This window comes from Clostridium pabulibutyricum (genome assembly GCF_058242705.1).
Genome location: NZ_JBZAYZ010000001.1, coordinates 535,422 through 559,767 on the forward strand (window position 1 = coordinate 535,422; position 24,346 = coordinate 559,767).

Genomic DNA, 24,346 nt, shown 5'->3' on the forward strand with positions numbered 1-24,346 from the left:
TTACGCCGGATGTAGAATTTAGATTATATAAAATTCAAAAATTATTAGGAGGAACATTATATGAAGATAGTAGTTTTAGATGGATATACTTTAAATCCAGGAGATTTGACATGGGATGGATTAAAACAAATTGGAGATCTTGTTGTGTATGATAGAACAACATATGACAAAGATGACGATAAGATTATAATAGATAGAATTCAAGATGCGGATGTAGTATTTACAAATAAGACACCGCTATCTAAAAATGTTATAAATAAAGCAGTTAATCTGAAATTTATAGGAGTTCTTGCAACCGGTTACAATGTAGTTGATGTTGAAGCAGCCAGGGAAAGAAAGGTAGTTGTAACCAACATACCGACTTATGGAACGGATTCAGTAGCTCAAATGGCAATAGCACTGATGCTTGAGTTGTGTGAACATGTGGGTGATCATGATAAATCCGTAAAAAATGGTGAATGGAGCAACAATCAGGATTGGTGCTATTGGAAACATCCACTTGTAGAACTTTCAGGAAAGACTATGGGGATTATAGGTTATGGAAGAATAGGACAATCAACTGGTAAAATTGCCCAGGCAATGAATATGAATGTATTAGCTTACGATGTGTATAAAGACGAGAAGCTTGAAAATAGTATGATGAAATATACTGAAATAGATGATCTGATAGCCAGATCCGATGGTATAGTCCTTCATTGTCCTCTTTTTAAAGATACGAAAGATATTATAAGCAAGAAAAATATAGACAAAATGAAAAGAGGGGTTATGATAATCAACAATTCAAGAGGTGGTTTGATTGTTGAAAAGGATTTGGCTGAGGCATTAAATTCAGGTAAAGTGGCTGGTGCGGCAGTTGATGTTGTATCTACAGAACCAATAAAGAAAGACAATCCTTTATTGACGGCTAAAAATTGTATTATTACACCTCATATATCATGGGCACCGGTTGAATCGAGAAAACGTTTGATGGACATTGCAATATATAATCTTGAAAAGTTTATTGATGGATCGCCTGTAAATGTTGTAAGTTAAAAATTCAGTGATTGTGAAAGGAGAAGGATTATATGAAAATTGTAATTGCACCTGATTCTTTTAAAGGCAGCTTAACAGCTGGAGAAGTAGCTGACAGTATAGAAAAGGGTATAAAAAATGTGATTGATAATATTGAAATTATAAAAGTTCCCATGTCTGATGGCGGTGAGGGTACTGTAAGTGCATTGGTTGATGGAACCTGCGGAAAAATAGTAAAAGTTAGTGTAAAGGACCCTCTCATGAAGACAATAGATTCATTTTATGGAATACTTGGCGATGGAAAGACTGCAGTGATAGAAATGGCTGCAGCATCAGGACTCCCTTTAGTGTCTGAAAATGAAAAAAATCCACTTGTTACAACTACGTATGGTACGGGACAGCTTATAGAACATGCCCTTGACATGGGATGCAGAAATATAATCATTGGACTTGGAGGAAGTGCGACCAATGATGGAGGAATGGGACTTTTAAAAGCTTTGGGAGTTAAGTTTATGGATAAATTTGGAGAAGATATAGGGCAGGGTGGTGGCAGTCTTGATAGGTTATACAGTATAGATGTTTCAGATATCGACGTGAGACTAAATGAATGTAGTATAATTGCTGCCTGTGATGTAGATAATACTTTATGTGGGATTAATGGAGCATCCTATGTGTTCGGACCGCAAAAAGGTGCAGACTCAAATATGGTCAAACTTTTGGACGAAAATTTGGAAAACTATGCTGCAGTTATAAAAAAGGAATTTGGAACAGACATAATGAATATTCCAGGCTCAGGTGCTGCAGGCGGACTTGGAGGAGGAATAGTGGCTTTTCTGCACACAACTTTGAAAAAAGGTATCAATATTGTAATGGATGTTACCGAGTTGAAACAAAAAATACATGGCGCAGATATCGTTGTAACAGGTGAGGGAAATATAGATTTTCAGACGGCATTTGGAAAAACAGCTTTTGGAGTGGCTTCAGCAGCCAAAGAAAATCATATACCAGTTATAGCTATAGCAGGGGGTATAGGAAAGAAAAGTGACATCCTTTACGAAAAGGGCTTCGATGCCATAGTTTCAATAGTTGACAAACCTATGTCCCTTCAAGAATCGATGAAAAATGCCAAGATGCTTTTGGAGAAATCTTCTGAACGTGTTATGAGAATATTAAAGTTAAAAATGAGTTTGGAATAATGAAAAGCTTGAAGGATTGCTGGATTTCAACATTTAATATTTTTAAATATGTTGAAAAATAAATTTAAATATGATAAAATGTACTTTGTGCTGCACGAACGGTCCTCTGTCTGTACATATTATATAATGTACTGGATACGAACGTTTAGTAACTATGAGGAGGTAATGCACAATGTTAGATGTAATAAAAGCTATAGAAGAAGAACAGATAAAAAAGGATATCCCAAAGTTCAACGTGGGAGATACAGTAAAAGTTCATGTAAGAATAAGCGAAGGAAACAGAGAAAGAATACAGGTATTTGAAGGTGTTGTTTTAAAGAGACAAAATGGTGGCTTGAGAGAGACTTTCACAGTAAGAAGAGTTGCTTATGGCGTCGGAGTTGAAAGAACTTTCCCGCTCAATGCCCCTATAATAGATAAGATAGAGGTTACAAGAAGAGGTAAGATAAGAAGAGCTAAGCTTAACTATTTAAGAGACAGAGTCGGTAAGGCAGCAAAAGTAAAAGAAGCATTAAAATAAAAATGGGGCTTGTATAGTCCCTTTTTTTATACGTTATTAAGGTGGTGTAAAATTTGTTGAAAGAATTACTTGACATTGGGAAATCAATATTAATTGCTATAGTTGCAGCTTTTTTGATTATAACTTTTGTATTTGAAACGGTAAGTGTGGATGGACATTCTATGAATCCTACATTAAATGACGGGGATAGACTTATAGTTGAAAAAGTCAGCTATTATTTTAGATCTCCCGAGCCCGGGGATATAGTTGTAATAAAATATCCTGCAAATCCGAAGGAAAAATATATAAAGAGAGTTGTTGCAGTAGGTGGAGACAGGGTAAAAATCCAGGGCGGAAAACTGTATATAAATGATAAACCAAAGAATGAGCCGTACATACTAGAACCGATGATTGATGATTTTAATGAAGTTACAGTACCTCAGAATACCATCTTTGTAATGGGTGACAATAGAAACAACAGCCGTGACAGTAGATTTTCGGATGTAGGTTTTGTAAGTTACAAAATGGTAGTTGGAAGAGCTGTGTTTAGGTTATATCCGTTTAGTGATATTGGAGCTCTAAAATCATATAGATGACAACTTTGCTGGAATTGAATGGGAGGCTTGACAAATGAACATAAATTGGTTTCCAGGCCATATGGTAAAAACTAAAAAAGAAATAAGACAGAATTTAAAAATGGTTGATGCTGTAATAGAAATAAGAGATGCAAGGATAGTTGTTTCCAGCAAAAATCCGGAAATTGATAATTTGTGCAAAGGTAAACCACGAATAATACTTTTAAATAAATGTGATTTGGCGGAAGATAGAATTACGAGAGAATGGGTTAACTATCTTTCATCTGAAAACACAGGGGTGCTTGCAGTGAATTCAAATACAGGAGCAGGCTTAAGCTCGATAAGACCCGCATTGAATCGTGTACTTAAAGGGAAACATGACAGAATGATTTCAAAGGGAATAAACAAAATGGTTGACAGAGTCATGGTGGTTGGGATACCTAATGTTGGAAAGTCAACTTTTATAAATAAAATAGCAAAAAACAAGGCGGCAAAAACAGGAAACAAACCTGGTGTTACTAAATCAAAGCAGTGGATTAAGACCAAGTTTGGAATTGAACTTATGGATACGCCGGGAATACTCTGGCCAAAGCTTGAAAGCAGTGAAACTCAGCTTAATTTGGCTTTTACAGGGGCAATAAAAGATGAGATCGTAGATAACGAGGAGCTTGCATTAAACCTTGTAAAAGTGATTTTGAAAGATTATCCTAAAAAACTTGTAGAGAGATACAAAGTGGATCTGTTGGATGAAAATGCAGCTGAGACTATAGATAAAATAGCAAAAAAAAGGGGAACTTTAAGTAAGGGTGGAGAAATAGACTACAATAGAGTTTCAAATATAATTCTTGAAGAATTTAGATCGGGAAAAATAGGGCAGATTTCGCTTGAAAGGCCCGTGTAAAAGAAAGGCACAGTTGAAATGTTTGAATATATTGAAGAACTTGTTTCAAGTCACAGAAAAAGCATGACTTTTCATGAGATAAATAATAATGTAAAGAAGCTTAAATCGGCATATTTTGATGTGGAGGCTTCAATTTACCAAAAAGTGATACATGAATTGAGTCTTGACAGCAGAAAAAATGTAAAAAGTCTTTCAGAAAATTTGTCTAAATTTATTGAAAAAACTCGAAAAGAAATTTTAAGAGTAAGAAGTATGTATGAATTTGATGCGAAATTTGGAAATTGTATATATACTGCAGGTACTGATGAGGTAGGAAGAGGACCACTTGCAGGGCCTATAGCTGCGGCTGCAGTTGTGCTTGATATAAGACATCTAAAAGACAGTGAACTTATACTTGGTATAAAAGATTCAAAGAAGCTGGCACGAAAAAAAAGAGAAGAAATTGCCGAAATAATAAAGAAAAGGGCAGTTAGTTACAGTATTGCGGTTGTAAATAATGACAAAATAGATCAAAGAGGAATATCTTGGTGCAACAATGAAGTTCTGAGAAGATCTGTAGAAGGTATTAACGTACCTGTAAACATGGTTTTATCCGATGGCTATGCTGTAAACAATCTTGGTATTGACAATGAATTTATAATAAAGGGTGACTGTAAAAGTGCAAGTATAGCGGCGGCATCAATTATAGCAAAGGTGTACAGGGATAATCTTATGGATGAGTATAGTCTTGAGTTCCCTATGTACAATTTTTCCAGAAACTCAGGTTATGGAACTAAGGAACATATAGAAGCCATACGGAAATATGGAACATGTAGATTGCATAGAAGGAGTTTTTTGAAAAATATAATATAATTTTTATAAAAGTTGAAAAGCATTTTTGATTAATTTTATCCTATGGGTATTTTTATATGTGTTTAACAGGATTTCAACAACATCAAATCTAAAGTTTATATTATGGAGTTTGTTTTTTAATGCGTATACATTTGCGGTTTTGTAAATTTTTGATTGCTTTTTATAGTTTACAGATTCGCAGGGGAGTCCATATTTAGTTGATTTTCTTGTTTTAACTTCTATGAAACAAATAAATTTACCGTCTTTTCCTATTATATCAATTTCGCCTGTCCTGCACCTGAAATTTCTTTCAAGTATTTTATAACCTGCGGATGAAAGATATAATTCTGCAATGGATTCACCAGTATTTCCCGTTTCTTTGTTTTGATTTTTCATTTCCAGTGTCCTTCTTATAAATATTATATTTCTGGAAGATATATATTTATACATATCAATAGCAAAAAGAGAACTATTACTCCTCCAGAGGTTATCATATGTTGATTTTTTGTTTTTAGACCAAGCAAAAATGTCAATATGCCGGATATCATAAAAAATATCACTATTATAAAAAAATTCATTTTAAAAATCTCCTGTCTCTCTAAAATTTTATCATTGGTTTTATAAAGACTTTTCTGTATTATATTATAATACATTATTTGTATAAATGGAATATTATGTATAAATTATATGATTTTGTTATTTATAAATTTTCTGTAATTAAGTGCTTCAATTACATGTTCTCTGCCTATGAATTCTTTAGAGTCAAGATCAGCTATGGTTCTTGAAAGTTTCAATATTTTATTATAGGCACGTATGCTTATCTTATATCTGGAAAAAATATTTTCAAGGAACTTGTTTGTATTTCTGTCGAGAATACAAACTTTTTTTATAAGTCGGTTATCCATCTGAGAGTTGAAACTGATTTTTTCATCCTTGAATCGGAGGGACTGCAATTTCCTTGCATGTTCAACTCTCTTTTTCATGTCTTTTGAAGATTCATTTTTGCGAGCATTATTTAATTCGCTGAAGGATGGAGTATTCACGAACACAAACATGTCTAACCTGTCTATAATCGCATTTGAAAGTTTTGATATATATCTTCTGCGGTCGTATTCACTGCAGGTACAATGTCTTCCCGAAGCAAAATTTCCACATCTGCACGGGTTTGCAGCCATTACAGTCATAAAATTACAAGGATATTTTACCTTGCCCCTTGCTCTATTTATAGTTATAAAATGTTCTTCCAGTGGCTGTCTCAATGATTCGAGGGCATCTCTTTTGAATTCCAGAATTTCATCTAAAAATAAGACGCCGTTGTGGGCAAGTGATATTTCACCCGGCATTAGATTTGCTCCGCCAACAAGTGCAGTTGCTGTAGTTGTGTGATGTGGATTTCTAAAGGGTGGATCACCTATGAATGACTGATTTTTTTCGAGAAGACCTGCAGCACTGTATATTCTTGTTACTTCAAGAGATTCTTTGTAATTGAGTTTTGGAAGTATTGAAGGTATTCTCTTTGCTATCATTGTTTTACCGCATCCAGGAGGACCTATCATAAGAAAATTGTGTCTGCCGGCTGCAGCAACCTCTGCAGCACGTTTACAACTTTCCTGTCCGCGTATATCTGAAAAGTCAAGGAAGCATCTTGTTTGTGTCCTGTGTTTGAAAGGAGATTTGCTTTTCGATGATCTGTTCTCAATAAAGGTTACAACCTCATTTAAGTTTTGAAAGGAATAACAGGAAGCGTTTTTTACTACTTGACATTCTTCTGAATTACTGGAAGGAAATATAAACTTTTTTATTCCGTTTTTAAGTCCATCTACAATTATTGAAAGAACACCATTTATTTTGTTTAGGTTTCCAAACAGTGAAAGTTCGCCTACAATTATAAAATCATCTGAATCTGGAAAATGTAGCTGGCCTGTAGCATAGAGTATTCCGACAGCGATTGGAAGATCAAACAATGAACCAAATTTTTTTATATCTGCAGGAGCTAAGTTTACTGTTATTTTTTTAATTGGAAAATTGAAACCTGAATTTGTTATTGACGCTCTTACCCTGTCTCTTGATTCTCTCACAGAAGTGTCTGCCAGGCCTACTATATTGAAATAAGGAAGTCCATTTTCTATGTTGACTTCTACGGTTATTATTTTTGCTTCTATTCCAACTAAAAAAGCACTGTTTATCTTTACTGCCATAAAATCACCTCTGTTTAATTATTGACAAGATAAAAAATGTTTAAACTTCAAAAATAAATTTTGATAAATATTCAGAATAAAATTAAAATCATTGCTAATAATTAAGATAATAAATTTTAAAAAATGTATATTGGAGGAAAATAATATGAACTTATACGACTTGTGGTTTTCAAGCGTAAGATTATCAGACGGGTTAAAAATAAAAATAATAAAAAAATTTAAAGATACTCAGGATGCATGGATAAATTTGATATATTCCAATAGACATATAAATATAGATAATAAAATTTATAAAAAATTAAAAAAATCCTGGGATAGGGAAAAATTGGAGCGTTGTGCTGAAGAATGTTATAGGAAAAGAATAAGGAGTGTAAGCTTTAATGAAAATACATATCCATACAGACTTAAAAATTATGGAGATTCTCCTGCGGTATTGTTTTACAAAGGAGATATTAATAAACTGAATGATGGACTTTCTGTAGGGGTAGTAGGATCTAGAAAGTGTAGTGTATATGGAAAAAGTATCTCTGAAATACTTGGAAGAAGTGGAGCTGAAAATGGAGTCAATGTTATAAGTGGTATGGCGAGAGGAATAGATTCGCATGCACATAATGGGTGCTTGGCATCTGAAGGGTATACGTGCGCAGTGCTTGGCTCTGGGGTGGATGTTGTTTATCCACGTGAAAATTTTGAATTATACGGGAAAATTGCAGAAGAAGGGTGCATTGTATCGGAATTTTTACCCGGCACAGGACCGATGGCATATAATTTTCCAAAAAGAAACAGAATAATAAGCGGGTTGAGTGATGTAGTTGTTGTAGTTGAAGCTGCGGAAAGAAGTGGTGCGCTTATAACCGCTAATATGGCTGCGGAGCAGGGAAAGACTGTTATGGCAGTTCCAGGGTCTGTTTTTTCCCTCCAGAGCAAGGGCAGCAATAAACTTATAAAAGATGGAGCCTATCCTCTTACATGTGTTGGAGATCTTTTCGAACTACTTGACATTGAGTATAGTATAAAAACAGGAATTCGCGATAATAAAGAGGATACACTCACTTTATACGAGAAAAAAGTATACGATGTTATAGGGGACACACCACTCTATATTGACGATATTTCAAGAATAACTAATATTGACATAAAACAATTATATGAGTTATTATTTGAGTTGCAGTTAAAAAATTTAATAATGTGTCTTTCAGGTAACTATTATGTTAAAATTCGCGATGAGAAAAATATTATAAATAATATGTAGAAAAATGTTTTTAATCCAGGAGGATTAAAGAGAGTTTTGAATAGAATGAGGGGGTGAGATGCTCTGATGTAATTTTAAAATCAGAGCTCGTCATGGGACAAAAATTAGTTATAGTAGAATCACCGGCAAAAGCTAAAACTATAGGAAAATATTTAGGAAAAAATTATGTAGTAGAAGCTTCCATGGGGCATGTGAGAGATCTTCCCAAAAGCCAGCTTGGGGTTGATGTAGATAATAACTACAATCCAAAATATATAACTATAAGAGGAAAGGGAAAACTTCTAAGCAAACTTAGAAGAGAGGCAAATAAAAGCGATAAGGTATATCTTGCGACAGACCCTGATAGAGAGGGTGAAGCAATTTCGTGGCATCTTCTTTATGCATTAAAGCTTGATGAAAATGAAAAATGCAGAATAGAATTCAATGAGATAACTAAAAGTGCTGTAAAAGGTTCATTGAAAAAGGCGAGAAAGATAAACTTGAATCTTGTTGATGCCCAACAGGCAAGAAGGGTACTTGACAGACTTGTTGGATACAAGATAAGTCCAATACTTTGGAGAAAGGTAAAATGGGGACTCAGTGCAGGAAGAGTTCAGTCTGTGGCTTTAAAAATGATATGCGACAGGGAAAAACAGATAAAAAAGTTTGTTCCTGAAGAATATTGGACTGTTGAGTGTATTTTAAATAAAGAGGGGAAGTCTTCTAAAAATAGTTTTAAGGTAAGACTCACCAGTTTTGAAAAGAAAAAAATTGAAATAAAGAATAAGGAAGAGTCAGACAATATAATACATGAACTGGAGTCAGGAAAGTTTATTGTAAAGAACATAAAAAAGTCCACTAAAAATAAAAATCCATTGCCGCCTTTTACAACTAGTACGCTTCAGCAGGATGCTTATAGAAGATTGAATTTTTCAACCAAAAGGACAATGTCTGTGGCGCAGCAACTTTATGAAGGTGTGGATATAAAAAAATATGGAACTATAGGACTCATCACATATATGAGAACTGATTCCGTTAGAATTGCAAAGGAAGCTCAGGAAGACTGCAAGAATTTTTTAATAGATGCTTTTGGCACAGAGTATGTTCCAAACACTTTTAGAAATTTTAAGGGGAAGAAAAATATACAGGATGCTCATGAGGCTGTGAGACCTACAAATGTAAATATAAGACCAGATTCAATAAAGAAGGATCTGAAGCCTGAACAGTATAAGATTTACAATCTTATATGGAAAAGATTTGTTGCAAGCCAGATGGCTTCAAGTGTAATTGATGTAAGATCTGTTGATATAGAAAATGGATCATATGGTTTAAAGGCAAGTGGATCAAAGGTGAGTTTTGATGGATTTATGAAGGTATACGACTATTCTGTGGGCGAAGACAAGGATGAGTCAAAGCTTCCAGAACTTGCCAAAAATGAATTGCTTTCCAAAGAATCAATTGAGGGAAAACAACATTTTACACAACCGCCTGCAAGATATTCTGAAGCGTCTCTTGTAAAGACACTGGAGGAAAACGGCATAGGCAGACCTAGCACGTATGCTCCTATAATATCTACGCTTCTTGACAGGAAGTATGTTGAAAGGGAGAAAAAAACACTTCTTCCAACAGAACTTGGGGATATAGTCAACAATATAGTAAGTGAATACTTTAAGCAGATAGTCGATGTGGAATTTACAGCAGAAATGGAAGGCAGACTTGATAGCATTGAAGCTGGCAGTGAAGATTGGAGAAAAGTTGTTGAACAGTTCTTTGAACCTTTGAAAAAGGATATTGAAACTGCTGAACGTGAAGTAGCAAAAATAACAATAGAGGACAAAGTAACTGATATAAAATGTGATAAGTGTGGAAAATTTATGGTGATAAAACATGGTAGATTTGGTGATTTTCTAGCCTGTCCCGGATATCCTGAATGTAAAAATACCAAACCTATAGTTGAGGAACTTGATGTAAAATGTCCAAAATGTGAAGGAAAGGTTGTTGCAAAGAGAAGCAGAAAGGGAAGAAAATTCTTTGGGTGCAGCAATTACCCGGATTGTGATTTTGTAAGCTGGTTTGAACCGACAAATGAAGTTTGCAAGTCATGTGGCAGTTATATGGTCAAGAAATACAGTAAATCAAAAGGAAATTATCTTGAATGTTCAAACACAGAATGTAAACACAGAGAATATAAGACTGAAGAAAATGATGATGAATCTAAAGAAAGTTCGAAAGATACGAAAAAAGTCAAAGAATAGGGAGGCTGTAGTGCCTCCTTTGTGCTTTGATTAAGTGAAAATTCAGGTTGAATTATGAAGTCTAGTATGTTATCATAATTAAGGATACGAGATAATTCTAAATATTTTAAAAACTTTAAACTTAAATTTGACGATGAAGAACTCCTATATGCTTGGAATTGTGGAGTTTGTTATACATGAAAAGTTTTTGTGATGTAAACATAACCATCAGTAACTTTTCAGCTGAGCGTTGATTTTAAATTACTCTAAGGAGGAATATCAAATGACGTCTTTATTGAATAAGACAAGAATGCTAAACAAAATATTACAAAAATCAGGTACTGATCCAGTAGATTTTAATGATATATGCAATTTTTTGGGGGAAATTTTAAACTGCAGTGTTTATATTGTAGCAAAAAATGGTGATATACTGGGTTATAACTTTTCTGAAAATTTCGAAAGGAACGATTTGAGCAGTGAATTCATAAACAATATGAAGTTCTCAGACAAATACAACAATAAGCTTTTGACTATAAATGAAACAATTTCGAACATCACAAACAATGAGCTTTTCAGTTTTATAGGTGATGAAAAAATAAATGATGAAGAAAAGTTCGTTACTGTAGTTCCTATAGTTGGAAAGGGTGAAAGGTTTGCCACTCTGTTTCTTGCAAGAGTGGAAGACAAATTTATAGAGGAAGATTTGGTTCTTGGAGAATACAGTTCGACTATAATAGGCCTTGAAGTTTTAAGAGCTAAAACAGATGAGATAGAACATGAAACGAGGAAAAAGGCTGTAGTACAGCTTGCAATAGGCACTCTTTCATATTCTGAACTTGAGGCTGTAGAACACATATTCAACGAACTTGATGGGGACGAGGGTTTGCTTGTTGCATCAAAGATAGCTGATAAAGTTGGAATAACAAGATCGGTAATTGTAAATGCTCTTAGAAAGTTTGAGAGCGCAGGTGTAATAGAGTCGAGATCACTTGGAATGAAGGGAACCCACATAAAGATATTAAATGACAAACTTTTGGATGAACTTAAAAAAATAAGATAGAAATTTATTGAATAGATAAGACTGTTATGATATACTACATACAGAATAATTACACACACGGTCTAATTTATAGAAGGTGCCGAAAGGTAAGGCTATAAGAGAAAAGACTGTGGAGGAGAAAACCTAGGAGGTAAAATTATGTCAATTATTTCAATGAAACAATTATTGGAGGCCGGTGTTCATTTTGGACATCAAACAAGAAGATGGAACCCTAAAATGGCTCCGTATATATTTACTGAAAGAAATGGAATCTACATAATAGATTTACAGAAAACAGTAAAAAAAGTAGAAAAAGCATATGAATTTGTAAAGGAAGTTGCACTTAGCGGAAAAGATGTGTTGTTTGTTGGAACAAAGAAACAGGCACAGGAAGCTATTGCACAGGAAGCAACTAGAAGTGACATGTTTTATGTTAACAACAGATGGTTAGGTGGAATGCTTACAAATTTTCAAACTATAAAAACTAGAATTCACAAACTTGAATCCCTTGAAAAAATGGAGGAAGATGGAACATTTGAAGTTCTTCCTAAAAAAGAAGTTATAAAATTAAAAAATGAAAAAGAAAAGCTTGAGAAAAACTTGGGCGGAATAAAATCCATGGATGCAAACAACTTAGGAGCAATATTCGTAGTAGATCCTAGAAAAGAAAGAAATGCTATATCAGAAGCAAAAATTCTTGGAATACCAGTTGTAGCTATAGTTGATACAAACTGTGATCCGGATGAGGTAGATTATGTTATACCTGGAAATGATGATGCAATAAGAGCTGTAAAATTGATAACTTCAAAGATGGCAGATGCTGTTGTAGAAGGAAGACAGGGAGAACAACTCGCAGAGTAGTATGAGCTTTGGATTAAATACGGATATTGAAAGGAGTTGAAAACCGAAGATTGGCATGTCTTGAACTATGCCGAAATCGGGAAATACTTATGATAACTGCAAAAATGGTAAAAGATTTAAGAGAAGTAACTGGAGCAGGAATGATGGATTGCAAGAAAGCTTTAACTGAAGCAAACGGTGATTCTGAAAAAGCAATTGAGATACTTAGGGAAAAAGGTCTTGCAGCTGCTGCTAAAAAGGCAGGAAGAACAGCAGCAGAAGGACTTGTAAGTACTTATGTTTCTGAGAACTGTAAAAAAGCTTCAATGGTTGAAGTAAACTGTGAGACTGATTTTGTAGCTGTTAACAAAAATTTTATGGAATTTTCGAATACAATTGCAAAACAGGCAGCAGATACAGATGCATCTTCAGTTGAAGAATTTGTAAATCAAAAGTATGCTTTGGATACTGATAAAACTATATCACAGGCACTTACAGAACTTATTTCAAAGTTGGGCGAGAATATGGCTGTGAGAAGATTTAAGAAGATAGATGTTGAAAAAGGAGCAATTGCAAGTTATATTCATGGAGATGGAAGAATAGGTGTTCTTGTTAAAGTTGAATGTGACAAGGACAGTGATGAACTCAAGGATATAGCTAAAGAAGTTGCTATGCAGGTTGCAGCAACAAATCCTGGATTCTTGGATGAGAGTTCAGTTAATCAGGAAGTTTTGGAAAAAGAAAAAGAAATATACAGGGTTCAGGCATTGAATGAAGGAAAACCTGAGAAAATTGTTGAAAGAATGGTAGAAGGAAGAATTAAAAAATTCTACAAAGAAAATTGCCTAGTAGATCAAGTATGGATAAAAGATTCAGATCTTACTATAAGCAAATATCTTCAAAGCAAATCTAAAGAAGTTGGAGCACCTATAAAAGTTTCTGATTTCGTAAGATTTGAAAAAGGCGAAGGAATAGAAAAGAAAGAAGAAAATTTTGCAGAAGAAGTAAAAAAACAGATGGAAGGCAAATAGAAACTGAAAAGAGGACACTGTGTGTTCTCTTTTTTTAGAGTGGGCAGGTGTGGTCTTGCCTGTGCATTTATTTTAGATAATGATTTGGAGGGAATGGAATGAAAGAGTCTAAATACAAAAGAGTAATGTTAAAGCTTTCAGGAGAAGCACTTTCGGGTAAAAATGGATATGGTATAGATTTTGATGTTACTAAGGAAATAGCAAAGCAGATAAAAAAACTTATAGAGATGGACGTGAAGGTTGCGGCTGTTGTAGGCGGGGGCAATATATGGAGAGGAAGAAATGGAAAGGATATGGACAGGACTACGGCAGATTATATGGGAATGCTTGCCACTTGCATAAATGCGCTTGCTCTTCAAGATTCACTTGAAAATCTAGGAGTTAATACAAGAGTTCAGACGGCTATTGAAATGAGGGAAGTAGCGGAACCTTTCATACGAAGAAGGGCCATGAGACATCTTGAGAAGGGAAGGGTGGTAATATTTGCAGCAGGCACCGGCAATCCATATTTTTCAACAGATACTACAGCTTCCCTTCGTGCGGCAGAAATAGAAGCTGATGTAATACTTCTTGCAAAGAAAGTTGATGGAGTATATGATAAAGACCCACACAAGTGCAGTGATGCTAAAAAATTTAATAAATTATCATATATAGAAGTCCTTGAAAAGGGCCTTCAGGTTATGGATTCTACAGCAACATCACTTTGCATGGATAATAATATTCCAATACTTGTATTTGGACTGGATAAACCTGAAAATATAACAAAAGCTGTTCTAGGGGAAGAAATCGGAACGGTTGTTTGCAAATAACAAATTTTAGGAGGTATTTTTATGATTAAAGATATTTTTAAAGCCATGGAACAAAAAATGGAAAAAACTACAGAATCCTTGAAGAAAGAATTAGCTTCAATGAAAGCAGGGAGAGCAAGTGCAGCAATGCTTGATAAAATAGAAGCGGAATATTATGGGGCGAATACTCCGATAAACCAGCTCGGAAATATATCAATACCAGAACCAAGAGTTCTTTCAATACAACCTTGGGATAAAAGTGCATTGAAAGCTATAGAAAAAGCTATATTGAAATCTGATTTGGGAATTAATCCGTCAAATGACGGTGAAGTTATAAGACTTATTGTTCCGGAACTTACAGAAGAAACTAGAAAACAGATAGTTAAAAATGTTAAAAAGTCGGAGGAAGAGTCTAAGGTTGCTGTCAGAGGAATAAGAAGGAACTGTAATGATAAACTTAAGATCATGAAAAAAAATAATGAAATAACTGAAGACGAGTTTAAAAAAGCAGAAGAAGAAGTTCAGAAAAAGACGGATGGATTTATAAAGGATATAGAAAATATAGCTGCATCTAAGGAAAATGAAGTTATGTCAGTATAATTTATTATATTTTAAACCTGCGGATTCGCAGGTTTTATTAAAATTATTTCAAATACTAAAAATGGAAAGGGGTTATGTTTTAGATGCTGAATGACATTGATAAAAAAGATAATAATGCAGATACTATAATACATATAGATGAAGAGAATGTTCCAAAGCATATAGGAATTATAATGGACGGAAATGGAAGATGGGCTAAAAAACGCAAACTTCCAAGAGCTTTCGGACATAGGGCAGGAGTGGAAAATATAAGGGGTATTGTAAAGGAATGTGCTAGTCTTAATATAAAATATCTTACCCTGTATGCTTTTTCCACAGAAAACTGGAAGAGACCAAAAGAAGAGGTCTCAACACTCATGAAGCTGCTTGCCAAATATTTAAAACAGGAATTTAATGAACTCAATAAAAATAATGTTGTTATAAATCATATCGGGGATATATCAATGCTTCCAGAGATATGTCAGAGAGAACTTAAAATTGCATATGAAAATACTAAAACCAATACAGGGCTCGTTTTGAATTTGGCATTCAATTATGGTGGAAGAGCAGAGCTTATAAGAGCATTTAAACTTATGCAAGAAGACATAGAAAAGGGCATATTGACTAAAAGTCAAATAGGAGAGGACACTATTTCAAATTATCTTTACACTAAAGGAATGCCTGATCCGGACATTATAATAAGACCAAGCGGAGAACAAAGATTGAGCAATTTTTTTCTTTGGCAGTGTGCTTATTCGGAATTTTGGTACTCAAATATATGCTGGCCTGATTTTAGACGCGAAGATTTGAGAAAGGCCATATACGACTATCAACATAGGGATAGAAGATTTGGTGGAATAAAATAGATTTCATTTTATGGAGGTGTTACTTTGAACAGTAGATATGTGGGAGCATTAATAATTGCTCCTTATATTTTATTTTTGTTTTTAGGCGGTATATATCTTAAATATTCGGTAATGGTTCTTGCGGTAATGGGAATGTATGAGTTTTACAGGGCGGCGTCTAAAAAAGGCAGTAATCCTATTTCGAAAATAGGATATTTTATGTGTATTATTTATTACATATATATAGGAAATCCTGTTAATTATAAAATTGTATTTCTTATGATAATTATAAGTTTATTTGCGCTTATGTGTATAAGTGTACTTGATTTGAAATATAATTTTATGGATATATCAATTACTGTTATGGGATTTTTGTACCCGGCTGTATTTTTTAGCTCCATAGTATATGTAAACAACTTAAATTTTGGAAACTATTTTGTATGGCTGATATTTATATCATCATGGATATGCGATACAAGTGCCTATTATTCAGGGAAAGTTTTTGGAAAAAAGAAATTGTGTCCTAGGTTGAGTCCTAATAAAACTGTAGAGGGATCCATAGGAGGAATTGCAGGCAGCACAATAGCATGTACATTATTCGGGGCGTTTTCAATCTATATGGGTGTACCTGTCTTGATTTATCATTATATCGGTATAGGAATTTTATGTGGTGTATTTTCACAATTTGGAGATCTCTTTGCATCTTCTATAAAAAGATATGCTGGAATAAAAGACTACAGCAAGCTTATACCTGGTCATGGAGGAATACTTGATAGGTTTGATAGTGTGCTGTTTTCAGGAATAATAGTGTATTATTATATGATATTTTTAAAGTTATAGCATGAATATACAATAAAAATTATGATATAATTAAACATACAGTAGATAACAGGAGATGTTTTGATGAAAAAAGTTTCTATACTTGGAGCAACAGGTTCTATAGGTACTCAGACGCTTGATATAATCAGAAGGAGCAATGGAAATTTTAAAGTGTGTGGGGTTTCAGCAAATAAAAATTACCATGGTCTTATAAATATAATAAATGAATTTAAACCTGAATATGCAGTTTTAATGGATAAAAGAGCATGCAGCAGTCTGGAAGAATACTGCCGCCTAGAAAAATTGAAGACAAAAGTCATGTGTGGTGTTGATGGACTTAGTAAAATAGCGTCTCTCGATGACGTTGATATAGTTGTTACATCTGTTGTAGGAATGATTGGACTTATTCCTACCATAGAAGCCATAAGAGCAGATAAGACAATAGCACTTGCAAATAAAGAAACTTTAGTTGCAGGAGGCAGTATAGTAAAAGAAGAACTTCAAAAGCATAATTCAAAGATAATACCTGTAGACTCCGAACACGGGGCTATATTCCAGTGCTTGAGGGGAAATGAAGATCAGACAGTCAGTCGAATCATATTGACTGCCTCGGGAGGACCTTTTAGGGGTAGAAAAAGAGAGCAACTTTCAGGCGTCACTGTAGATCAGGCATTAAATCATCCAAATTGGAAGATGGGAAAAAAACTTACGGTGGATTCGGCCACTCTTATGAATAAAGGCCTTGAGGTTATAGAAGCACATTGGCTTTTCGAGATGCCCTATGAGAATATAGATGTTGTAGTCCACCCGGAAAGTATAATACACTCCATGGTCGAATACGTGGATGGGAGTGTTATGGCACAGCTGGGGAGTACAGACATGAGACTTCCAATACAATATGCTATGAATTATCCTGCACGTCGAGAGGCTGTGGTTGAAAAACTTGATTTTTATAATTTGAAAAAGCTCACTTTTGAAAAGCCTGATATGGATACTTTCAGACCGCTTAGACTTGCCTATGAGGCTGGAAGGAGCGGCGGAACGTCCCCTGCAATATTAAATTGTGCAAATGAAGCAGCTGTTTCACTTTTCCTACATAAGAAAATAGACTTTCTTTCAATAATGGATGTGCTGGAGGATTGTATGAACAAATTTGAAAAAAGTGATGACTATGAAGTGGAAGATATAATAAATCTGGGATATAAAATAAGAGAGTATGTTAATTTTAAGTATGCAGAATAAAAATGGTACGATATAGCTATCAAGCTATATGTTGATAGCTTAATATATTTTAGGAGGAATGATGCTTGTATATAATTGCAGCTATAATAGCCTTTGGTGTACTGATTTTAATCCATGAGTTGGGACATTTTACATTAGCAAAAATAAATGGAGTTGTTGTGGAAGAATTTGCGATAGGAATGGGACCTCAGCTGTTTTCAATAGATGGCAAGGAGACGAAGTATTCAATAAGACTTCTGCCTATAGGAGGTTATGTAAAGATGCTTGGGGATGAGGGGGAAAGTACGGATCCTAAAGCATTTAACAACAAATCTCCCCTTAGAAAACTCAGTATAGTAGTTGCAGGACCTGTAATGAATTTTGTACTTGGAGTTCTTTTGTTTTCAGTTATTGCCTCGCAAAGGGGATATACAATGCCTGTTATAAATGGAACAATGCCAGACAAGTCAGCTCAGCATGCCGGACTTAAGGTTGGAGACAAAATAGTAAAAGTAAACAAGTCAAAGATTCTTACATGGGAAGATTTTACAACGGAAATATATATGAATGCTGGAAATACTTTAGACATAACATATAAAAGAGGGGACTCGCTGAAGCAGGTTTCTGTAAAACCATATTTCGATAAGAAAGAAAAAAGATATATGATTGGAGCCTATGGAAAATTGATTGAACATCCAGGCATAGGAAAATCGATAGCTTATGGGTTTATGGAAACAAGATCCCTTATAAAACAGACTTTTGCCTTTTTTAAGACGCTTTTTATAGGAAAAGCTGATATGAACAATGTAGGAGGTCCTGTTACAATAATAAAACTTTCAGGTGCTGCGGCGAAGGCTGGTATTTTAACTTTACTCGCATTCTGTGCATATATAAGCATACAGCTCGCCATATTTAATGTGATACCATTTCCAGCTCTTGATGGAGGATATATATTTTTGTTTCTCTTCGAGACGATAACAGGAAAAAAAGTTGACCAGAACAAGCTTGGAATGGTAAATTATGTTGGATTTGCAATACTAATGATGCTTATGGTGCTTGTTACGGTAAAAGATATTCTTCATCCTATTCAATTTTGATTATGAAGGGGCAGAGGTTAGATGATTAGACGGAAAACAAGAAAGATCAGGCTAGGAAACATGTTCATAGGCGGCGATTCAGAAGTATCCGTACAGTCGATGACAAATACAGATACCAGAGATATCGATAAAACTGTAAGGCAGATAAAAAGACTTGAAAATGCAGGATGTGATATTGTAAGATGTGCGGTACCTGATATGGAAGCCTGTGATGCTTTGGAGACAATTGTGAAAAAGTCTCAAATACCAGTAGTTGCTGATGTGCATTTTGATTATAGACTGGCGCTTAAGTCGATAGACAATGGAGTGTCGGGCCTCAGGATAAATCCTGGAAATATAGGCGGCATGGATAGAGTATTGAAGGTTGCCAAAAGTGCCGGTGAGCATGACATACCCATAAGAGTTGGTGTGAATTCAGGTTCTCTGGGCAGGGATTTGCTTAAAAAATACGGAAAAGTTTGTTCCGATGCTCTCGTCGAGAGTGCAATGAATCATGTTTCGATGCTTGAGGAGGCGGGATTTTACAATATAGTAATATCGATAAAATCTTCCAATGTGGCTCAGATGATTGAAAGTTACAGGAAAATATCCAATATGACACAGTACCCCCTGCATCTTGGAGTAACTGAAGCGGGGACGCGGTTTACAGGAACAGTTAAATCAAGTATAGGAATTGGTACACTTCTTATGGATGGAATAGGAGATACAATACGTGTGTCTCTTACTGGAGATCCTGAAGAAGAAGTTCATGTTGGCTGTGAGATACTCAAAGATTGCGGGATTCGACGGGGTGGAATTGATATTGTGTCCTGCCCTACATGTGGCAGAACTGAAATTGATCTTATAGGAATAGCGCATGAAGTTGAAAAACAAATACACGGAATAAAAAAAGATATAAAAGTGGCCATTATGGGCTGTGTTGTAAATGGACCGGGTGAAGCAAGAGAGGCAGATATAGGAATAGCAGGAGGAAATGGCGAGGGGCTTATATTTAAAAAAGGGAAAATTATAAAAAAGGTACCTGAAAATGATCTTGTGAAATCACTGGTGGAAGAAATTAAAAGCATGTAGGTTTGTAAGGAGGGCGGATTATGAGCTCGAGTATTGTAAATCTTCTACAGCAAAATATGGATCGTGATAGCGAAATTATTCTCGAAGATGTAAAATTGCAAAAAATACAGTATTTGAAAAAAAGCAACAGGTTGAAGATAATAATTAAATCTGCCAATGATATCAATTCTAAAATCAAATCAAAAATAAAGAAAATAGTAGGGGAAAGACTTGGATGCTTTCCATATATCGATATAATATGTTACAAAGATATATCAAATGTATCTTTGGAGGGAGTTTGCAGCAGATACTGGATAGAAATTGTAAATATACTCTCTTCATATATTCCTGTATGTAAAAATTTTTTGATGAATGCCTCTAAAAAGATTGAAAATGAAACCATAAAAATATATAGTGGTAACAGTTTTTTATGCAGTTTTTTAAAAGACAAGAATTTTGAGAGAACAATGATAAAAGCAGTCAAGGAGATATTTGATATAAAATGTCAGGTATCACTTGTTTACGACTCATCTCTTGAAAATGATAAATTTCTAAATGAAAGCCAGGATAGGGAAAAAACATACATAAAAAATATAATGGAAAGTAGACAGTCAGTCTCAAATAACCCAAAACAGGGAAGTATAAAAAATTACGGTAAGCCTGCAGTAAGGGAAAAACCGAAATCAGGTGCAGTGATAGTTGGAAGGCCTATAACAGGATCACCTGTTGAAATAAAATCCATAGTTGAACTGCAAGGCAACGTAGTTGTACTTGGTACTATCTTCAAAAGAGAAATTATTGAAACAAAGACAGGCAGAAAGATAATTGCATTTTATATAACTGATTATACGAGTTCCATAACTGTGAAATTATTTCCAAAGGCGAAGGATACTGAAAGAATAATAGATGAAATAAAAGAGGGCGTTTACTGTATGGTAAGAGGCGAAACAGTAAATGATCCTTATGCAAAAGAAATGGTTATAATGGCAAGGGACATAGTTAAGTCCATTCAAATAAAGAAACAGGATAATTCAAAGGAAAAAAGAGTGGAACTTCATCTGCATACTCAGATGAGTGCAATGGATGCTGTTAATTCACCGTCAAGTCTTATAAAAAGAGCGGCGTCTTATGGGCACAAGGCCATAGCCATAACTGACCACGGGGTTGTTCAAGCATATCCTGAAGCCATGAATGCTGCAAAAGAAAATAATATAAAAGTGATATATGGTGTGGAGGCATATCTTGTTGACGACAGTATACCAGCAGCACAAGGTGCGGACAATGTCAGTATTGATGATACCTATGTAGTTTTTGATATAGAAACTACTGGACTTTCCAATAGAAATGACAGAATAATAGAGATAGGTGCAGTAAAGATAGAAAATGGCGAGAAGACAGGAAGGTTCAGTGAATTTGTAAATCCCGAAGTGCCAATACCGGCAAATATTGTTGATCTTACAAATATAACGGATGATATGGTTTCGGGAGCTGATACTATAGAGAAGGTTCTTCCGAAATTTATGGAATTTATAGGTGACTCCACAGTTGTGGCACATAATGCAGACTTTGATACAGGTTTTATAAAGAAGTATTGCAGACTTATGAATATAGAGTTCAAAAATCCTATTCTTGATACAGTTCCACTTTCAAGATTTTTATTCCCTGAGCTTAAAAGGTTTAAACTTGATACGATATGCAAGCATCTTGGAATATCGCTTGAAAGTCACCATAGAGCTGTGGATGATGCCGGTGCAACCGCAAACATACTGCTAAGATGTTTTAAAATGCTAAAGAATATGGGAATACATGATCTCTCTAAAATGAATGAGGAATATTTGAAGAATATAGACATAAAAAAGCAGCCTACATATCACTTGATAATACTGGTAAAGAATCAGACGGGACTTAAAAATTTATATAAACTTGTTTCGTTTTCCCATATAGACTATTTCTTCAAGAGGCCTAGGATGCCAAAGAGTCTTATTATGAAATACAGAGAAGGGCTAATAATAGGAGGGGCTTGTGAGGCAGGTCAAGTATATAGAGAGGTTTTAAAAGGCAAAAGTGATGAAGAAATGTCAAAAACACTCGAATTCTATGACTATCTTGAAGTGCAGCCAATTGGGAACAACAAGTTCATGCTCAAAAATGGTACTGCAAAAAATGAAGATGAACTGAAATATATAAACAAGAAGATATGTTGTCTTGGAGAAAAATATGGTCTGCCTGTGGTGGCAACGGGAGATGTCCATTTTATGGATCCGAAAGATGAAGTGTTTAGAAGGATAATAATGGCGGGACAGGGATTTTCAGATGCAGATGACCAGCCTCCTCTTTATTTCAGAACAACAGAAGAGATGATGAGGGAATTTTTGTATTTGGGGAAAGAAAAAGCACAGGAAATAGTGATTGATAACACAGTTAAAATTGCAGATATGATAGAAAATGTAAAACCTATACCTGATGAAACATTTCCTCCTAAGATAGAAGGAGCAGAGGAACAGATAAAAGAAATGACTTTAAAAAAGGCACATTCAATATATGGGGAAAAGCTTCCTGAAATAGTTCGAAACAGACTTGAAAAGGAGCTTAATTCCATAATAAACAATGGATATGCAGTGCTTTATCTGATTGCAGAAAAACTTGTTGCAAAGTCGTCTCAGGATGGATATCTTGTAGGATCAAGAGGATCTGTGGGGTCATCATTTGTAGCTACAATGTCAAATATTACAGAGGTAAACGGACTTCCTCCGCATTATGTGTGCCCAAAATGCAAACATAGTGAATTTATTACAGATGGTTCTGTGAGCTCAGGGGCTGATCTTCCAGAGAAAAACTGTCCTCAGTGCGGTGAAAAAATGAGGCGTGACGGACATGATATACCTTTTGAAACTTTTCTTGGTTTCAACGGTGACAAGGAACCGGATATAGACCTTAATTTCTCAGGCGAATATCAGTCAGTTGTACACAAATATACCGAAGTAATCTTTGGTAAAGGTCATGTTTTCAAGGCAGGTACAATAGGAACAGTTGCGGAAAAGACTGCATACGGATATGTAAAGAAGTATCTTACAGAAAGAAATATAATAGTTCCGAAAGCTGAGATTGAGAGACTTACGATGGGATGTACAGGAATAAAGAGAACAACGGGTCAGCATCCAGGAGGAGTAATGGTTGTACCAAGCGATAATGAAATATACAATTTTACTCCGGTACAGCATCCTGCAAATGATAATGATACAGATATAATAACCACTCACTTTGATTATCATTCAATAAGCGGAAGACTTCTTAAACTCGACATACTTGGACATGATGATCCTACAGTTTTAAGGATGCTTCAAGATTTTACAGGCCTGGATCCTAAGAAAATTCCACTTGGAGATCCCAAAGTTATAAGTTTGTTTACGTCACCAGATGCACTTGGAGTTACCGAGGAAGAACTTGGATGTCCTGTTGGAACCTATGGATTGCCTGAATTCGGTACGAAATTTGTACGTCAGATGCTTATAGATACCAAGCCGAAGAGTTTTGCAGATCTTGTCAGAATATCAGGACTTTCCCATGGTACGAATGTATGGCTCAATAATGCCCAGTATTATATAAAGGAAGGTTACACTACTTTAAGTGATTGTATCGCCTGCAGGGATGACATAATGATGTATCTTATATCAAAAGGTCTTCCAAAGAAAGATTCTTTTACAATAATGGAGAAAGTAAGAAAGGGCAAAGGGCTTACAGAAGAAAGGGAAGCTTGTATGAGGGAGCATGATGTTCCCGACTGGTATATAGAATCATGTAAAAAGATTAAATACATGTTTCCTAAGGGGCATGCCGTAGCCTATGTTATGATGGCCATGAGAATTGCATATTTTAAAGTGTATTATCCAGAGGCCTACTATGCTACCTACTTTACAGTAAGAGCTGATGAATTTGATGTTGATGTAGTTGTAAAAGGTGAAGATTCGATAAAGAAGAGAATGAATGAGATATATGCAATGGGAAACAATGCAACGCAAAAAGATAAGGGACTTCTCACAATACTTGAACTTTCATATGAAATGTATAAGAGAAACATAAAGTTTTTGCCTGTTGACATATACAAGTCAGATTCTGTTAAATTTATTATTGAAGATTCAGGAATAAGAATTCCAATAAATACGCTTCAGGGAGTGGGAGAAGGAGCTGCCCAAAATATAGTGAATGCACGTGACAAAGGTGAGTTTATTTCAAAGGAGGATATGAGATCAAGGGCGAAGGTTTCAAAGAGCGTAATGGAGACTTTGGAGAGTCATGGATGTTTGAGGGGACTTCCAGAAACAAACCAGCTTTGTTTATTTGCCTGAGAGGGTATGATTTTA

Annotated in this window: 22 protein-coding genes; 19 read left to right on the forward strand and 3 right to left on the reverse strand. The window is 34.9% G+C overall.

From position 1 onward, the window contains the following. Positions 1–60: 60 nt before the first annotated feature. From AC4CVH_RS02745 to rnhB, 6 genes are all read left to right on the forward strand, one after another. Positions 61–1,032 (forward strand): D-2-hydroxyacid dehydrogenase, encoded by a 972-nt coding sequence (locus AC4CVH_RS02745; RefSeq protein ID WP_490786184.1) that lies wholly within the window; start codon positions 61–63, stop codon positions 1,030–1,032. Between the two features lie 32 nt (positions 1,033–1,064). Next, positions 1,065–2,207: a glycerate kinase gene (locus tag AC4CVH_RS02750; protein WP_490786185.1), complete on the forward strand. Its 1,143-nt coding sequence runs from the start codon at positions 1,065–1,067 to the stop codon at positions 2,205–2,207. Positions 2,208–2,379: 172 nt separating this feature from the next. Next, on the forward strand, positions 2,380–2,727 hold the full coding sequence (gene rplS, locus AC4CVH_RS02755) for a 50S ribosomal protein L19 (protein ID WP_490786186.1): 348 nt from the start codon (positions 2,380–2,382) through the stop codon (positions 2,725–2,727). Positions 2,728–2,780: 53 nt separating this feature from the next. Continuing rightward, on the forward strand, positions 2,781–3,302 hold the full coding sequence (lepB, locus tag AC4CVH_RS02760) for a signal peptidase I (protein ID WP_490786187.1): 522 nt from the start codon (positions 2,781–2,783) through the stop codon (positions 3,300–3,302). Between the two features lie 34 nt (positions 3,303–3,336). Continuing rightward, the gene (ylqF, locus tag AC4CVH_RS02765) at positions 3,337–4,182 is read left to right on the forward strand and encodes a ribosome biogenesis GTPase YlqF (protein WP_490786188.1); all 846 of its coding nucleotides are present in this window, start codon (positions 3,337–3,339) and stop codon (positions 4,180–4,182) included. Between the two features lie 63 nt (positions 4,183–4,245). Beyond that, positions 4,246–5,034, forward strand: coding sequence for a ribonuclease HII (gene rnhB, locus AC4CVH_RS02770; RefSeq protein WP_490786309.1), 789 nt, complete (start codon positions 4,246–4,248; stop codon positions 5,032–5,034). Positions 5,035–5,037: 3 nt separating this feature from the next. Here the strand turns inward: rnhB and AC4CVH_RS02775 are convergent, their stop codons facing one another. The 3 genes from AC4CVH_RS02775 to AC4CVH_RS02785 form a co-directional block, all read right to left on the reverse strand. Beyond that, entirely contained in the window at positions 5,038–5,409 is a 372-nt protein-coding gene (locus AC4CVH_RS02775; RefSeq protein ID WP_490786189.1) for a YraN family protein, read from the reverse strand. Positions 5,410–5,432: 23 nt separating this feature from the next. After that, positions 5,433–5,591 carry a hypothetical protein gene (locus AC4CVH_RS02780; protein WP_490786190.1) on the reverse strand — a complete coding sequence of 53 codons (159 nt, stop codon included), beginning with the start codon at positions 5,589–5,591 and terminating at the stop codon, positions 5,433–5,435. A gap of 105 nt (positions 5,592–5,696) precedes the next feature. Further along, positions 5,697–7,211 (reverse strand): YifB family Mg chelatase-like AAA ATPase, encoded by a 1,515-nt coding sequence (locus AC4CVH_RS02785; RefSeq protein ID WP_490786191.1) that lies wholly within the window; start codon positions 7,209–7,211, stop codon positions 5,697–5,699. A 145-nt stretch (positions 7,212–7,356) separates the two neighbouring features. Here AC4CVH_RS02785 and dprA point away from each other — a divergent pair, with 145 nt between their 5' ends. The 13 genes from dprA (at position 7,357) to AC4CVH_RS02850 (ending at position 24,331) form a co-directional block, all read left to right on the forward strand. Continuing rightward, positions 7,357–8,463, forward strand: coding sequence for a DNA-processing protein DprA (gene dprA / locus AC4CVH_RS02790; protein ID WP_490786192.1), 1,107 nt, complete (start codon positions 7,357–7,359; stop codon positions 8,461–8,463). A 92-nt stretch (positions 8,464–8,555) separates the two neighbouring features. Next, on the forward strand, positions 8,556–10,697 hold the full coding sequence (gene topA / locus AC4CVH_RS02795; protein ID WP_490786193.1) for a type I DNA topoisomerase: 2,142 nt from the start codon (positions 8,556–8,558) through the stop codon (positions 10,695–10,697). 262 nt (positions 10,698–10,959) lie between these two features. After that, positions 10,960–11,736 carry a GTP-sensing pleiotropic transcriptional regulator CodY gene (gene codY / locus AC4CVH_RS02800; RefSeq protein ID WP_490786194.1) on the forward strand — a complete coding sequence of 259 codons (777 nt, stop codon included), beginning with the start codon at positions 10,960–10,962 and terminating at the stop codon, positions 11,734–11,736. Positions 11,737–11,874: 138 nt separating this feature from the next. Further along, positions 11,875–12,576 carry a 30S ribosomal protein S2 gene (gene rpsB, locus AC4CVH_RS02805; protein WP_490786195.1) on the forward strand — a complete coding sequence of 234 codons (702 nt, stop codon included), beginning with the start codon at positions 11,875–11,877 and terminating at the stop codon, positions 12,574–12,576. 89 nt (positions 12,577–12,665) lie between these two features. Next, positions 12,666–13,586: a translation elongation factor Ts gene (gene tsf / locus AC4CVH_RS02810; RefSeq protein ID WP_490786310.1), complete on the forward strand. Its 921-nt coding sequence runs from the start codon at positions 12,666–12,668 to the stop codon at positions 13,584–13,586. A 98-nt stretch (positions 13,587–13,684) separates the two neighbouring features. Continuing rightward, positions 13,685–14,395, forward strand: coding sequence for a UMP kinase (gene pyrH / locus AC4CVH_RS02815; RefSeq protein ID WP_490786196.1), 711 nt, complete (start codon positions 13,685–13,687; stop codon positions 14,393–14,395). A 21-nt stretch (positions 14,396–14,416) separates the two neighbouring features. Then, positions 14,417–14,974, forward strand: coding sequence for a ribosome recycling factor (gene frr, locus AC4CVH_RS02820; protein ID WP_490786197.1), 558 nt, complete (start codon positions 14,417–14,419; stop codon positions 14,972–14,974). An 83-nt stretch (positions 14,975–15,057) separates the two neighbouring features. After that, entirely contained in the window at positions 15,058–15,819 is a 762-nt protein-coding gene (gene uppS / locus AC4CVH_RS02825; protein WP_490786198.1) for an undecaprenyl pyrophosphate synthase, read from the forward strand. Positions 15,820–15,843: 24 nt separating this feature from the next. Next, positions 15,844–16,638: a phosphatidate cytidylyltransferase gene (locus AC4CVH_RS02830; RefSeq protein ID WP_490786199.1), complete on the forward strand. Its 795-nt coding sequence runs from the start codon at positions 15,844–15,846 to the stop codon at positions 16,636–16,638. 63 nt (positions 16,639–16,701) lie between these two features. Beyond that, the gene (locus AC4CVH_RS02835) at positions 16,702–17,859 is read left to right on the forward strand and encodes a 1-deoxy-D-xylulose-5-phosphate reductoisomerase (protein WP_490786200.1); all 1,158 of its coding nucleotides are present in this window, start codon (positions 16,702–16,704) and stop codon (positions 17,857–17,859) included. Between the two features lie 65 nt (positions 17,860–17,924). Continuing rightward, positions 17,925–18,935 (forward strand): RIP metalloprotease RseP, encoded by a 1,011-nt coding sequence (gene rseP, locus AC4CVH_RS02840; protein ID WP_490786201.1) that lies wholly within the window; start codon positions 17,925–17,927, stop codon positions 18,933–18,935. A 21-nt stretch (positions 18,936–18,956) separates the two neighbouring features. After that, complete coding sequence (ispG, locus tag AC4CVH_RS02845) at positions 18,957–20,006, forward strand: flavodoxin-dependent (E)-4-hydroxy-3-methylbut-2-enyl-diphosphate synthase (RefSeq protein WP_490786202.1); 1,050 nt, start codon at positions 18,957–18,959, stop codon at positions 20,004–20,006. 20 nt (positions 20,007–20,026) lie between these two features. Next, the gene (locus tag AC4CVH_RS02850; protein WP_490786203.1) at positions 20,027–24,331 is read left to right on the forward strand and encodes a PolC-type DNA polymerase III; all 4,305 of its coding nucleotides are present in this window, start codon (positions 20,027–20,029) and stop codon (positions 24,329–24,331) included. Positions 24,332–24,346 lie beyond the last annotated feature (15 nt).

Coding starts and splice junctions, on each gene's coding strand:
- AC4CVH_RS02745 (WP_490786184.1), top strand. CDS start 61: ATGAAGATAGTAGTTTTAGATGGATATACTTTAAATCCAGGAGATTTG.
- AC4CVH_RS02750 (WP_490786185.1), top strand. CDS start 1,065: ATGAAAATTGTAATTGCACCTGATTCTTTTAAAGGCAGCTTAACAGCT.
- rplS (WP_490786186.1), top strand. CDS start 2,380: ATGTTAGATGTAATAAAAGCTATAGAAGAAGAACAGATAAAAAAGGAT.
- ylqF (WP_490786188.1), top strand. CDS start 3,337: ATGAACATAAATTGGTTTCCAGGCCATATGGTAAAAACTAAAAAAGAA.
- rnhB (WP_490786309.1), top strand. CDS start 4,246: ATGACTTTTCATGAGATAAATAATAATGTAAAGAAGCTTAAATCGGCA.
- AC4CVH_RS02775 (WP_490786189.1), bottom strand. CDS start 5,409: ATGAAAAATCAAAACAAAGAAACGGGAAATACTGGTGAATCCATTGCA.
- AC4CVH_RS02780 (WP_490786190.1), bottom strand. CDS start 5,591: ATGAATTTTTTTATAATAGTGATATTTTTTATGATATCCGGCATATTG.
- AC4CVH_RS02785 (WP_490786191.1), bottom strand. CDS start 7,211: ATGGCAGTAAAGATAAACAGTGCTTTTTTAGTTGGAATAGAAGCAAAA.
- dprA (WP_490786192.1), top strand. CDS start 7,357: ATGAACTTATACGACTTGTGGTTTTCAAGCGTAAGATTATCAGACGGG.
- topA (WP_490786193.1), top strand. CDS start 8,556: ATGGGACAAAAATTAGTTATAGTAGAATCACCGGCAAAAGCTAAAACT.
- codY (WP_490786194.1), top strand. CDS start 10,960: ATGACGTCTTTATTGAATAAGACAAGAATGCTAAACAAAATATTACAA.
- rpsB (WP_490786195.1), top strand. CDS start 11,875: ATGTCAATTATTTCAATGAAACAATTATTGGAGGCCGGTGTTCATTTT.
- tsf (WP_490786310.1), top strand. CDS start 12,666: ATGATAACTGCAAAAATGGTAAAAGATTTAAGAGAAGTAACTGGAGCA.
- pyrH (WP_490786196.1), top strand. CDS start 13,685: ATGAAAGAGTCTAAATACAAAAGAGTAATGTTAAAGCTTTCAGGAGAA.
- frr (WP_490786197.1), top strand. CDS start 14,417: ATGATTAAAGATATTTTTAAAGCCATGGAACAAAAAATGGAAAAAACT.
- uppS (WP_490786198.1), top strand. CDS start 15,058: ATGCTGAATGACATTGATAAAAAAGATAATAATGCAGATACTATAATA.
- AC4CVH_RS02835 (WP_490786200.1), top strand. CDS start 16,702: ATGAAAAAAGTTTCTATACTTGGAGCAACAGGTTCTATAGGTACTCAG.
- ispG (WP_490786202.1), top strand. CDS start 18,957: ATGATTAGACGGAAAACAAGAAAGATCAGGCTAGGAAACATGTTCATA.
- AC4CVH_RS02850 (WP_490786203.1), top strand. CDS start 20,027: ATGAGCTCGAGTATTGTAAATCTTCTACAGCAAAATATGGATCGTGAT.